Annotated in this window: 11 protein-coding genes and 4 tRNA genes; all 15 read right to left on the reverse strand. The window is 36.2% G+C overall.

The window, feature by feature from the left end:
* Window positions 1-58 precede the first annotated feature (58 nt).
* A tRNA-Thr gene (locus V4762_RS08205) sits at window positions 59-134 on the reverse strand.
* A 3-nt stretch (window positions 135-137) separates the two neighbouring features.
* Window positions 138-222 (reverse strand) — tRNA-Tyr (locus V4762_RS08210).
* A gap of 450 nt (window positions 223-672) precedes the next feature.
* On the reverse strand, window positions 673-2,091 hold the full coding sequence (locus V4762_RS08215) for an MFS transporter (protein ID WP_458646953.1): 1,419 nt from the start codon (window positions 2,089-2,091) through the stop codon (window positions 673-675).
* 34 nt (window positions 2,092-2,125) lie between these two features.
* On the reverse strand, window positions 2,126-3,349 hold the full coding sequence (locus tag V4762_RS08220; protein ID WP_347315299.1) for a metal-dependent hydrolase family protein: 1,224 nt from the start codon (window positions 3,347-3,349) through the stop codon (window positions 2,126-2,128).
* A gap of 522 nt (window positions 3,350-3,871) precedes the next feature.
* A tRNA-Asn gene (locus V4762_RS08225) sits at window positions 3,872-3,946 on the reverse strand.
* A gap of 11 nt (window positions 3,947-3,957) precedes the next feature.
* Window positions 3,958-4,033: transfer RNA gene (locus V4762_RS08230), tRNA-Lys, on the reverse strand.
* 89 nt (window positions 4,034-4,122) lie between these two features.
* Window positions 4,123-5,232, reverse strand: coding sequence for a hypothetical protein (locus tag V4762_RS08235; protein ID WP_347315300.1), 1,110 nt, complete (start codon window positions 5,230-5,232; stop codon window positions 4,123-4,125).
* 21 nt (window positions 5,233-5,253) lie between these two features.
* Entirely contained in the window at window positions 5,254-6,690 is a 1,437-nt protein-coding gene (locus V4762_RS08240) for an NAD(P)H-hydrate dehydratase (protein WP_347315301.1), read from the reverse strand.
* Between the two features lie 46 nt (window positions 6,691-6,736).
* Complete coding sequence (locus V4762_RS08245; protein ID WP_347315302.1) at window positions 6,737-7,654, reverse strand: cation diffusion facilitator family transporter; 918 nt, start codon at window positions 7,652-7,654, stop codon at window positions 6,737-6,739.
* Between the two features lie 5 nt (window positions 7,655-7,659).
* Window positions 7,660-9,501, reverse strand: a complete 1,842-nt coding sequence (gene glmS / locus V4762_RS08250) for a glutamine--fructose-6-phosphate transaminase (isomerizing) (RefSeq protein WP_347315303.1) — start codon at window positions 9,499-9,501, stop codon at window positions 7,660-7,662.
* A gap of 86 nt (window positions 9,502-9,587) precedes the next feature.
* The gene (glnA, locus tag V4762_RS08255; protein WP_347315304.1) at window positions 9,588-11,027 is read right to left on the reverse strand and encodes a type I glutamate--ammonia ligase; all 1,440 of its coding nucleotides are present in this window, start codon (window positions 11,025-11,027) and stop codon (window positions 9,588-9,590) included.
* Window positions 11,024-11,791: a pyridoxine 5'-phosphate synthase gene (locus V4762_RS08260; protein ID WP_347315305.1), complete on the reverse strand. Its 768-nt coding sequence runs from the start codon at window positions 11,789-11,791 to the stop codon at window positions 11,024-11,026. Before V4762_RS08260 ends, glnA begins: the two co-directional genes overlap by 4 nt.
* 59 nt (window positions 11,792-11,850) lie before the next feature.
* A complete protein-coding gene (gene coaBC, locus V4762_RS08265) occupies window positions 11,851-13,023 on the reverse strand; it encodes a bifunctional phosphopantothenoylcysteine decarboxylase/phosphopantothenate--cysteine ligase CoaBC (RefSeq protein ID WP_347315306.1) in 1,173 nt (390 codons plus the stop codon).
* A gap of 1 nt (window position 13,024) precedes the next feature.
* On the reverse strand, window positions 13,025-13,216 hold the full coding sequence (gene rpoZ / locus V4762_RS08270) for a DNA-directed RNA polymerase subunit omega (protein ID WP_347315307.1): 192 nt from the start codon (window positions 13,214-13,216) through the stop codon (window positions 13,025-13,027).
* A gap of 2 nt (window positions 13,217-13,218) precedes the next feature.
* Complete coding sequence (gmk, locus tag V4762_RS08275) at window positions 13,219-13,854, reverse strand: guanylate kinase (protein WP_347315308.1); 636 nt, start codon at window positions 13,852-13,854, stop codon at window positions 13,219-13,221.
* Window positions 13,855-13,856 lie beyond the last annotated feature (2 nt).

The following is a 13,856-nucleotide window of genomic DNA, read 5'->3' on the forward strand; positions in this document are numbered from 1 at the left end:
CGCTTTTGCCATTGAACATCCCCCGTTCAAAATGGTTTTAATTTCAAATTTTTAAAGCTGGAGCCCACGACCAGAATAGAACTGGTGACCTCTTCCTTACCAAGGAAGTGCTCTACCGACTGAGCTACGTGGGCTCATGGTGGGGAGGAAAGGATTCGAACCTTTGAAGGCGGTGCCAGCGGATTTACAGTCCGCCCCCTTTGGCCGCTTGGGTACCTCCCCAACTGCGATTAAGATTCTATCAAGTTTTTCGAATTTTGTAAACAGTTAATTTTTTTGTTGTTAAGGGACAGTAATATTAAGCGACAAATATACCCAGAATTAGAATTTTATTTATCTATATATAAAGATGTCTAACAAGTTATTAAGATATTCTTTTTAGTTTTCTTGATTAAATAACAATATATACTGCAATATTTTAAATGTTTTACAAATCTAAATATAGCCCCATAAATAAGATAATAAAGAACTAAAATTCCAATAACACTCTAAATAAATATAAAATTAATTGGATTATTGAAAGCATGTTTTGTTTGCCCTTGATTTTATATATGATCAATAAAGCAAATTAATTATCATTTATTAATATTTTATAAGACCCATACTCTCTGTTCTCTTGGGAAAGTATAGCTACTTTAAAATTTAAAATTCAATAAAAAATAGATTTTCTATTTATTTTTTATTCGAACCCAATTCTTCAAAAGAAATTTGTTCTAAACTTTTACCTTTAGTGCCAACACCAAAAACTATTACAAATAAAGCACCTATAATCAATACCAATGTAGTAATATTAAAAACTCCACTAAAGCCTATTTTAGAATAAGTAAAACCAATTATAATCGGTGCTAATAACCCACCAATACGACCGATAGAAGATGCAACCCCCATACCTGTCGTTCTAAATGAAGTTGGATATAATTCTGGAGTATATGTATATATTCCAGCATAAGTACCATTCATAAAAAATGACAAACAAAAACCAAATAATACTATTAAATTATCCGATCGAGATATTGACAAACAGTACGCCGATACACCGCCAAGAAGCATATATAGAACAATAGTCCATTTTCTATCAAATTTTTCACTAATAAAGGCTGCCGAATAGTATCCAGGAATTTGTGCTAAATAAATCAATATACTATAACCAAAACTTTTAGTAATAGTCATGCCAGATTTTACAAGAAGAGTAGGTATCCATACAAAAAAGCCATAATAAGCAAAAGTTATTGAAAACCATAAAACCCAGAGCATTAAGGTAGTGCGAGCAACACCACCAGCCCAAAGAGAAGCTAAATTTTTTATAAATGTTCCTTTTTGGCCAATAAAGCTTGGCATTTTAACATCTTCAAATGAAGGCAAAGTCTTACCCTGTTTAATTAAAGACTCTTCCATTTTTGCAACAATTTTTTCAGCTTCTGCAGATCTACCTCTCTGTAACAACCAACGAGGAGATTCAGGCAATGCACGACGCCACCATAAAAGCATCAAAATTGGCAAAGCTGAAATTAATTGCACAATACGCCAGCCTTCTGAGTGCGATGGCACAATCATATAACCGAGAATAGCCGCGAAAAGAAAGCCAAAAGAAAAGAATCCTGCTAAGGATCCGATAAAGCGTCCTCTAAACTTGCTTTGTACAAATTCAGATAAAAACGGTGCAATAATCGCGCTCTCAGCACCAGTACCAAAACTAGCAGCAACTCGAGACCAAAAAAGGAAGTACCAATTTGGAGAAAGAGCTGCAAAAATACTCGCAATGGCATAAATAGCCAAAGCATACATCATAATCTTACGTCGGCCAATTAAGTCACCTAATGTACCAGCAGAAAATGCACCAAATAAATAACCTAACATAGCTGAACTTCCCAATAAACCAGTTTGTTGATTTGTAAGATGCCATAGCGCTATAACTGGAGATAAAATAAATGCAATTAAAGCAAGATCCATACCATCAAAGGTGTAGCCAAGACCACCCATAAAAAGCAACTTAAAATGCGGCCTACCAAATGGCAAGCGTTCTAACCGTTTCAAAATATTCAGATCAGCTTCATTTAAATTACCTTGAAATTCTTTATTATCTTTAGACATTATGCCACTCCTCCCGTTTTAATTAAATATTGATTTAGCTCATTGTGTTTTTGTATACTTTACCATTTTGCATTATAAAAGTTATGTTTTCTCTATATTTTTGGAATAAACTAATTTTATCGATTGGATTTCCGTTTAATAAAATTAAATCAGCAATTTTCCCAACTTCAATTGTACCCAATTCTTTCTCTTGTCTAATAATTTCTGCATTAACTTTTGTCGCAGCTAACAACGCATTCATTGGTCCCATAATCTCTGCTTGCAATTCTAATTCTAACCCTTTAAAAACTTGCATAGGTCCTAGCAAATCGCTGCCAGATCCAATTTTTAAACCATTGGAATAAGCTATGTTTAAAGAATTTTGGGCCTTTTCAAGCGCCTGATTAATTTTTCTTATCATATCATTTGACAAACCAAGTTCTTTACCCATTTTTGATATCATTACATAAGTAACAATAGTTGGCACTAAATAAGATCCTTTTTCTTTAATAAGTTTGGCTGCTAATTCTGTTAACAAATTTCCATGCTCTATGGTCCTTACACCTGCATTACAGCAAAGTTCTATGCTGCGATCTGAGTAACAATGAGCTGCTACATATTTTCCAGCCGACTGAGCCTCGAAAACAATTGCTTGCATTTCTTCTAAAGAATATTGGGAAGTATCAATCTCATCACTTGGAGATGCTGCACCGCCTCCAGCCATGATTTTTATAAAGTCTACACCACGACGAATTTGTTCACGCGCACCTTTTCTAACTTCATCAACTCCATCACAAATCCCTAAATTAACCTTTGTCTCATAGCTTTCTGTAGATAATCTAAAATCTCCATGACCACCAGTTTGAGTAAGTGGCTGTCCAGATATAAATACTCTTGGACCTGAAATTAACCCCTCATTTAAAGCTTTTTTAAACCCTAAATCTAACCAACCACAGTCTCTCGCAGTTGTAAATCCCTGTTCAAGTGTTTCTTTAATTATTGATAGAGACTTAATTACTATTTCAGAAGGAAAATTACGCCTATTTAACTCTACAAGATTTGCATCAATAGCTGACATATGCACATGGCAATCAATGAGTCCAGGCAACAATGTTTGACCGTGACAATTTATAACAATAGAATTTTCTGGTAGATTTCCAATTTTACCATTACCAACTTCTTTGATCCTATCGTTTTCTACGACCACCCAGCCTTCAAACATCGAATTTTCATTCGTACAATCAATCACAAAAGCATCAGTAAAGATGTAATTGCTCATTTACCCCATCCTCCATATTATTGAATTTAAAATAGCAAAGAGTTTAATGTGATAGAGAAATAACACAGCCATTTTTGACAAATCAGCTAAATTTAGCTTAACTTTAGATTACCTTGCTAATCCATAACGATCAAAATAGTAACAAATGTCAATCTTTATTCAACAAAACAGCTAATTAAAATAAGTAAAATTCATGAAACCCACCTCCAAATTATTAATAGAATAACCCCTTAAATCTACTTTTATATTATACACTTTTAATTAAAAATATTTAAAAATATAAATAATAGAAATTTTATTGATCTTGAGCGAATAATACAATTACTTTTTAATTACAAGAAATTTAACCTATTCTTTATTTGTAAAGAATTTAAATATGTATACAGCTATGATTAAATCATAATTTAGAAGATTAATTGAATTTTTCAATAAAATAAATTTTAAAAAATTAACTAAAATAATTTTCTTTATTTTAACGCATACAAACCACATCGAATGCAAACAAAAGAAGCTTGAACAATTTGGCTCCCCGGGTAGGATTCGAACCTACAACCTACCGGTTAACAGCCGGTTGCTCTACCGTTGAGCTACCGAGGAACATTTGGAGCTGGTGGGTCGTAGAGGATTCGAACCTCTGACCCGCTGATTAAGAGTCAGCTGCTCTACCAACTGAGCTAACGACCCGCTACGGGTTAATATATTACTAATAAATTTTGATTTTGTCAAATTTTTCGTAAAGAAAATTTTTGAAAATATTACAAACGCCAAATTAATTAAACTCCGAGATCCCTTAGCCTACTGGTATAGTAACTATAGAATTTCGAACTTGGAACTTCTTGAAATGCGAGAATGATAGAAGGCACTTCTTCTCCGCGAAGAAAAGAAATATGACTTTCCAGTTCGCTTATTTTTGCCTTTTCATCTCTTTGCAAAAAGTGCCTCATAGAGCTATCGGGAACATTTCCCTTCATTTCTTCCGGAATACTTGCTAAATATATAAATTTTAAAAGTAAATCTTCACGAAGATCAAATTGTTTGAACTTAGAGATAAGCTCAAAGGCAATCTCTTCGTCCTGACCAAGCTCCACTATCCTATCTGAAAATTTATCAAGGGTATCTACCGAATCAGCTAAGAAGGCACCAATAAGCGCAGAAACATCTCTTTTTTTAAAAATTGACAAAAATCCAGCAGAGAGCAAAGCCGCGTCATCAGATAACCCAGGTCCTTTTTTGTGCCTAATATAATGAGACACTATTACATTTGAACCAGGGACAACCTTATCATTGGAAACTATTAAGCCCTTTTTCTTATATTCTTCAATGTTCTTTTCATTTTCTTCCTTTGCAAGCATATCGCCTGATATGCCCAACTCTTCCATCTTGGTCCTATCTACGATATATATATCCCCTCCGCCAATATTCACTTTATATTTTGCCTCAGTTTTTTCTCTATAATTGATGTCATCCATTAACCCAGCCAAAATATATCCTACAACAGCACTTTTTACCGAAACTTGCATATTTTCGAACATCTTAATTCCAAGCAATGGTTCTCCATTAGAATTCAATAATGGTTTTCTGTCATCCAGATCTTTTTCTTCCAGGCTAAGAAACCATTCTCTTATGTCATCGATCAATTTCTGTCTTTCTTTTTTTATTAAATCGACATCCATTTTCAAAGCTAAAACGATATCTTCCATACAAGTATTCGGAAACTTCTCACCCCTGAACACAGAGTGTCCCTCGTGCGAGTGTCCCTCAATTGATTGAATCAATATAAACGGTTTTACCCTATCGTTAACTATCAAATGAACAGTAGAATTAAGATGCTCAAAATCTTTCCTAATAAGCGATTTTGGGGCTACATTAGTAAATGTTTTCATAAATAATCCTCCAAAAGTTATTTATATAAATTTACAATTATCTATGATCTTCTCAAAATCTCCAAAAGCTTTTAAGAGTCTTGCTAAATCTCCTGCTCTTGTCACTCTTGTCCCACTTTGCCTTGCAACTTCAGGGACAATTGCGTGAACAAAGGCTGCAAGAAGTGAAGCGCTCAAGGTATTATATCCGGTAGAGAGAAGGGCTCCTATCATACCGCTTAGCACATCTCCAGAACCTGCTATAGCCAGATCACAATCTGCTATTGGAATCACATATTTCTGCGTCCCTTTGCCTATCAGAGTATTTGGACCTTTTAAGACAAGAGTAATATTTGGATATTGCTCTAGAAATGCTTCGAACCTTTCCACTCTATCAGCGTCATTCTTATATATTCTTTCAAATTCGCCATCATGTGGCGTGATTATTGCGTCTTTATCTTTTATCAAGCTAAGAATATCCGGAAACAAGGCATCAGCGTCCAAAATCATTGGTAAATTCGTCTGTGATACGAGCTCTCTTATATGTGGTTCTCTGTTCTTTGTAAGACCAGGCCCTACTAAAATAGCCTTCCATTTTTTTGAAATGCTTTTGTCAATCTTGTCATTGATAAAATCCTTTTCAATAATCGGTATCGTCTCAGGAGGCAAAAGTGAAAACTCATCTTCTACAATTGAAAAGCTCATCCCCAAACCCATATTCAGAGCACCCTCCAAACAGAGTCTTAGCGCACCGGGATACTGCTTCGAGCCAGCCCAGACAAGCAACGAGCCCTTGCCTATTTTATGAACAAAATCATCCTTCTTTCTGATTAACTCTTTTGTATCGCAAGATGTTAGGATCTTTAATCCGCTTTCAGGTGTAGGAAATCCAATATCAATTACAGTTACATCGCCCGTGTAATCATATGACTGCTTAAAAAGGCATCCTCTCTTTAAAAATCCTATTGAGTATGTATATGTAGCTCTAATTGCATCAGGTTGAGGTTCTCCAGTATCCGAATTTAATCCAGCAGGAACATCCATAGAAACTATTGGCTTGTTTAAATTATTTAATTCTCTAATCAGCCGAAGGGTATCTTTCCTAAGCTCTCCATAAAACCCAACCCCCAGTAGCCCTTCTACAACGACATCAGCACTTTTCAAGTCTGAAGTCTCTTCTATACCAAGGGACCTACACAGCTCTCTTTGGACCCTGCACTCCTCCGTAGCAGCGCCCCACGGTTGAAAGATAGAACAACTATAGCCTTTTAGTTTCAGGTTATAGAGTAAAGAAAGTGCATCTCCAGCATTGTTGCCCTTACCACAAACAGCTACCACTTTACATGCATCTTTGAAATCTTCCATAAACCTCAAAGAACTCATCACCCCAACAACGCTCATAAGAGCTAAAGGAGTTTGCCCCATAGAAAAAAGCTTTTCCTCTTCAAACCTAATATCTGAAGAGCTCAAAACAAACATTTCAAAGCCCCCTTTGAAATTATAATATAGTTATTGTATCACTAACTCAATTCTTAATTACCCCAATCCCTTTACATGAATCATGTTCGAATTGTACAGTTACATGGTTTATCCCAAATTTTTTTAACCTATCTTCAATCTCAACCAAAGTTTTCTTGGTCTGACTCACCAGAACGTCTTTAATATTTACATGTGCTTCAAAATTTACATTTTTTTCATTCAAGCACCACACGTGAACGTGATGCACGTCATCAACACCATCAATTTGCTTTATTTCTTCTACAATCTTATATACGTCAATATCGTCTGGAACGCCTTCAAACAAGATGTTTGTAGAATTCTTTAGAATGTCAAAGCTTTCTTTAAGAATATATAAGCTAATCAATGTAGCTATAAGAGGATCCACCCAATTTATATGAAAGAACAAAATTAGAATTCCAGCCACTATGACGCCAATAGAAGAAAGCGCATCTCCGAGCAAGTGTAAATAAGATGATTTTATATTTATATCTTCTTTGGAGCCCCTATGAAGCAGAAAAACACCTAAAGAGTTTGCAATAGTTGCTACAATAGCGACTAAAATTATTATAGAACTATTGATGCTTGTAGGATGTAAAAACTTTTCATAAGCCTCTCTAAAAAGAAATAAAGATATAAATATCAAAACCAAAGAATTTATAAAAGCTGAAATAATACTCGATCTCTTATACCCAAATGTTCTTTTTTCATCATTTTTCTTTTGCTGAATTTTTATAGCGATATAGCTTATCAATACAGAAAGCCCATCGCTAAAGTTATGCATAGCATCGGAAATAAGAGAGACGCTGCCCGAAAAAACGCCTCCGAATATCTCAGCAAAAGCTATAACAAAGTTTAAGATTACGACCAAAAATAAATTTAGAGCACTTATATTAGTAGGATCATGAATATGCTCGTGAGAATGATGGTGATGAGATTCGTTCATCGTTCCTATTCTACAGTTACCGATTTCGCAAGGTTTCTGGGCTTATCAGGATCTCTTGAAAGCCATACAGCCGCATAATATGCAAAAAGCTGTAAGGGTACCACATTATAGATTGGAGATACTATTTCTGGCACATCAGGAGCGTATATTATGTCGTTTACAAGATTTATGACATCTTTATCTCCTTCACTTACAATCGCCACTACTCTGGATCTCCTGCTTTTCGCCTCTTCTATATTCGAGAGAACCTTCTCATAAGTAGTAGCTGATCTTGTAGCGATAGCCAGGACGGGCGTGCTAGGATCGAGCAGCGCTATAGGGCCATGCTTCATCTCTCCAGCAGGATATCCTTCTGCATGGATATATGAAATCTCCTTTAGCTTCAGAGCACCCTCAAGAGCAACTGGATAGTTGATTCCTCTACCCATAAAAATCATATTTTTATATCCAGAATATATTTTCGCACTATGTTCAATATCTCTTAGGAATCTTGGAATATATTCTTCGAACCTTTTAGGCACTTCTAATAGATAGCCAAGCGTTTCGTTTATCAGCTCTTTGGAAATGCTCCTTTTACAACTACCTAAATACATTGCTAAAATATAAAGAGTAATCAATTGAGATGTAAATGTCTTGGTAGCAGCGACACCAATTTCTAAACCTGCTCTCGTCAATATGCTAAAGTCAGCTTCTCTGTTTGCCGTAGAGCCCAACCTATTTGTGATAGCAAGAACATAGCTACCTCTTTTTTTAGCTTCTCTCATAGCTGCAAGAGTGTCTGCAGTCTCTCCAGACTGAGAGATAGCGATCGTTAGAACGCTATTATTGACTGCTGCATTTCTATATCTAAATTCAGATGAATAGTCAACTTCACAGGGCATATCCGCTAAATACTCCAATAAAAATTTGCCTATCAGAGCAGCATGATAAGATGTGCCACATGCCACAAAGCAAATTCTCGAAATACCTCTTAAGATGTCTTTTGGAAGTTCTTCCTTGTAGGGTTCAAATTCATTTTCAGAAAAAACTCTCTGACCGATTGTCTCCTGCACCACTAAGGGCTGCTCAGATATTTCTTTTAGCATGAAGTGGTCAAAACCACCTTTTTCAGCGTCTTCTTCGTTCCACTTTACTTCGAAAAATGATGGTTCAATTTTATTTCCAGACATATCAAAAATGTTGATTTCATCCTTGCCTAATACCGCAACTTCTCCATCCTTCATTATGTAGACGTCTTTGGTATACTTTAGAATTGCAGGTATATCAGATGCCAAGAAATTTTCTCCCTGACCACGTCCTAAGATTAAAGGAGCAAACTGTCTTACAGAATATATCTTATCTGGCTCCCTGGAACTAATTAGAGCAATTGCAAAGACACCTCTTAAATCTCCTAATGCCTTCAAAAAAGAGCTAAAAATATCAGGATTGTTTTTTTGATAATCTTCTATTAAATGAGCAATAACCTCTGTATCGGTGTCCGATCTGAAAATATGATCTTTTGCAATTAATTTTTCTTTAAGCTCAAGATAGTTTTCAATAATACCATTGTGAACCACTGCAATAGTAGAAGTGCAATCTACTTGAGGATGAGCATTTTTAATACATGGCTCACCATGAGTAGCCCAACGGGTATGACCAATTCCTAAAAATCCTTCAAGGGGAGCATCCCTTAAATTATCCTCAAGGAAGAGTATTTTCCCTACTGCATGTCTTGTTTCGAGATTCCCAGACTCATTTACGACAGCAATACCCGCTGAATCATAACCCCTATATTCAAGCTTCTTCAAACCATGTAACACAACATCAGCTGAATTTTTTGGGCCTATATAGCCAACTATTCCGCACATACGATCTCCCTTCTAAGCATTACATAAAATTGGCACCTGGTAACTATCACCAAGTGCCAATTAATTTAAATTAACAAAATTCTTGTTTAAATATCAAAAAGTGTAACAAATTCATATGGGTGAGGCCTAATAGCTAATTCTTGAGCTTGAGCTCTCTTTAGTCCGATATATGATTCTATCAATCCCTTTGAAAACACTCCGCCCTTTAAGAGATATTCGTGATCTGATTCAAGAGCGTCGAGTGCTTCATCTAAAGAACCTGGGACAGAGGGAATATTTTTTGCTTCTTCTGGTGGCAAATCATATATATTTTTGTCAAGAGGCTTACCTGGATCGAGTTTGTTCTCTATGCCATCCAATCCAGCCATAAGCATTGCAGAGAAAGCGAGATATGGGTTTGCTGATGGATCTGGTGGCCTAAATTCGATCCTTTTGGCTTTTGGATTTGCAGTATACATTGGAATACGTACAGCAGCAGATCGATTTCTTTGCGAATATGCCAGGTTCACTGGTGCCTCATAATGAGGTACCAGCCTCTTATAGGAGTTTGTAGTAGGAGCAGCAAAAGCCAGAATAGACTTTGCATGCTTTAGGAGACCACCGATATACCACAATGCCATATCGCTAAGACCAGCATAACCCTTTTCATCGTAGAAAAGAGGCTTGCCGCCCTTCCACAAGCTCTGATGACAGTGCATGCCCGAGCCGTTATCGCCAAATAATGGTTTTGGCATAAATGTTGCCGTCATTCCATTGGACCTTGCAACATTTTTTGCAACATATTTATATTTCATAAGGTCATCAGCCATTCTCAACAAGTTGTTAAACTTTATATCAATTTCCACCTGACCTGCAGTTGCTACCTCATGGTGATGAACCTCAATATCGAGTCCAACATCCATCATAGCCTTTACCATTTCAGATCTTACATCTTGCAACTGATCGTTTGGTGGGCAAGGGAAATAGCCCTCTTTAGATCTGATTTTGTGGCCAAGGTTTGGCCCTTCTTCTCTGTCAGAATTCCACCACGCCTCTACAGAGTCGATAGAAAACATTCCGCCCTTTGAGTCATATTTATATTTTACGTCGTCAAAAATAAAGAATTCCGCTTCAGGACCGAAATAAACAGCATCAGCAATCCCCAAGGTTTGAACATAATTTTCTGCTCTTTTTGCTACGCCTCTTGGATCCTTTGGATAATCTCTCAAAACAATAGGCTCTTTTACATCACAAATAATATTGATAGTTAAATCTTCAAAAAATGGATCTACGAAAGCTGAAGTTAGATCTGGAATAAGGATCATATCGCTTTCTTCTATCTGCTGAAATCCTCTTATACTGGAGCCATCGAAACCCAAACCCTCTTCTACAACACCCTCATCAAAAGCCTCGACAGGAACAGTAAAGTGCTGCCAGGTGCCAGGAACATCGCAAAAACGAATATCGACGAATCGAACTTCGTTTTCCTCAACGAAAGTTTTAAAATCCTCAAAATTATTAAATCCAACTTTATCGCTACAGCTCAAATTAGACCTCCTAATAAGTTTTTATTTTCTCTGAGAATACCTGCCAGATTCAGGATTTCCACAATCTCTTCAACTGCTCTAAAGATACCGACAAATATCGACCTAGCGACAATGCTATGACCAATATTTAGCTCCTCAATATCAGGTAACAAAGCGACATCCAGAAGGTTGTCTTTGTTCAAACCATGACCTGCATAGACATTAAGACCTGCCTCTTTAGCAAGGACAGATGCTTTTTTCAACCTTTCTAATTCAACATTTCTCTCGATCTCATCCATAGAGTCAGCAAATCTACCAGTATGCAGCTCTACAGAGTCAGCAGCCAAAACTGCACTTTTTTCAATCGAAACTTCATCTGGGTCGATAAAAAGTGAAACTTCAATGCCATTCGATCTCAGTGTTGCAATACTATCTTTTAAAGAGTCATAGTTTTTTGAAAGGTCTAATCCTCCCTCTGTAGTGAGCTCTTCCCTTTTTTCAGGAACTAAGGTCACTTTGTTTGGTTTAATCTTTAGAGCAAAAGAAACAATTTGCGAGACACAGGCCATCTCTAAATTTAAATTTTCCACAGCCCTTCTTATTCTAAGGACATCATCGTCCTGGATATGCCTTCTATCTTCTCTTAGATGAACTGTTATAAGATCGGCGCCAGCGGAAAGCGATATAGAAGCAGCGGAAAGCGGATCAGGGTATGAAATTCGTCTTGATTCTCTAAGCGTAGCAACATGGTCAACGTTAACTCCCAAGCGGATTTTTCTGACCACCTTATCACCTCTCACTTATAATGTAAAAATTATAACATAAAAAAAACGATGAATTTATTTCAGATCTTCTTTGCTAAAATATCTAAAATAAAATTAGCAATATCCTTTTTAGTAGAATTTAATTCAAATAAATCGCCTTCTGAAGACAAAACCAGAACCTCATTGTTCTCGCTGCCAAAGGGGAAGCCAGTGTTGTGAATTTTATTTGCAATTATATAATCAAGGCTTTTTTCTACTAATTTTTTCTTAGCATAATTATTCAGATTCTCTGTTTCAGCAGCAAAGCCTACAACTATCTGATTTTTTTTGAGCTTATTAATTTCTTTCAATATATCAGGATTTTTAGTAAGCCTAATTTCAAAATTATCTTTCTTTTTAATCTTGTTTATAGATTGCTCATACATTTTGAAATCTGAAACAGCAGCAGCCATAATTAAAACATCGCAAGTTTCAAAATTTTCAAGAACGCATTTTAGCATCTCTTCAGTGGTTTCAACATCCATTCTTTCCACCATAAAAGGAGTCCCTAAATTAGTAGGCCCTGAAACGAGCTTTACTTGCGCGCCCCTCAAAGAAGCAGCCTGAGCAAACGCGTAGCCCATCTTGCCAGAGGATCTATTTGAAATGTATCTTACAGGATCTATAGGTTCACGAGTAGGGCCAGCAGTTATCAAGATTTTTTTATCCAAAAGGTCTTTTATAGGGTAAAAATGATAATTAAATATTTCTAAAAGTTCATCGACCTCGAGCATCCTGCCCTTGCCTACACTTTCACAGGCAAGTCTGCCATAAGCAGGACCAAAAAATATTACATTTTGATCAATCAACCTCTTGACATTCTCCTGCAAAGAAGGATTTTGCCACATAATATCGTTCATTGCAGGAACTATTACAAGGGGGCATTTCCTTGCTATAGCCATTGTAGTAAGGAGATTATCAGCTAACCCTAGTGAAATCTTTGAGATAGTATTTGCTGTAGCAGGACATATAATAAAGACATCAGAGCTTTGCGGCAAAGAAATATGAGCTATACAATCTTTTCCACTTGGCAAATTCAAGTCTGTATAACAAATATTTTTCGTCAAAGCTTCAAAAGTTAGCGGCGAAACAAACCTGGTGGCACTCTCTGTCATCACGACATTTACATCGTGTCCTTCCTTGACAAGAGAAGAAACAAATCCAGCAGCTTTATAGGCAGATATGCCACCGCTAACCCCAAAAAGTATTTTCAATTTATTTATTTATAGAAACCTTAATTTTTCCACTTGCAATCTCTTCAAAAGCCTGTTCGAGTGGATCGCTTATGTTAGATGCGAATGGATCCTTGTTATTTCTGATTTCTTTTGCTCTCTTAACTGCAGCTATGGCCAAAGCATATCTTGAATGTACCATATTAAAAGATCTTTCTAAACTGGGTGCTATCAAAATTATTTTACCTCCTGTCCAAATTGGATTTCTGATCTTAGTCGAGATATAATGTCTTCTCTCTTTGCTCTTTTTGCGCGTTGTGATACAATCACACATTCTAATTCACTTGCAGCTTCTATTATACTATTGTTTACTATTATATACTCATAAATAAAATATTCTTCAATTTCTTCAATAGATCTAGAAAGTCTTCTTTGTATTTCCTCAAAGTTTTCTGAAGACCTTGTTTCAAGTCTCGACCTAAGATCGCACCACCTGGGTGGAACTATAAAAATTAAAATCGCATCAGGATACAATGACTTAATTTTGCTTGCGCCTCTTGTATCGATTTCCAGTATGACATCATTATTTTCATTTAACTTTTTCAAAACATAATCTTTCGGGGTACCATAGTAATTCCCATGCACCTTAGCCCATTCTAAAAGATTATCTTTTTCAATCTGATCTAAAAATTCAGACTCAGAAACAAAGAAATAATCCTTCCCATCGACTTCATTAGACCTTCTCAATCTGCTCGTCATCGAGATAGAAAGGCAAAGCATTGGATCTTTTTGCATCAGCTCTTTTATAACAGTACCTTTTCCCACACCTGAAGGACCAGAAACAACAAATAATGTACCAATTTTTTCAGCCATTT

Source organism: Thermodesulfobium sp. 4217-1 (genome assembly GCF_039822205.1).
In the GTDB taxonomy this organism is placed as follows: domain Bacteria; phylum Thermodesulfobiota; class Thermodesulfobiia; order Thermodesulfobiales; family Thermodesulfobiaceae; genus Thermodesulfobium.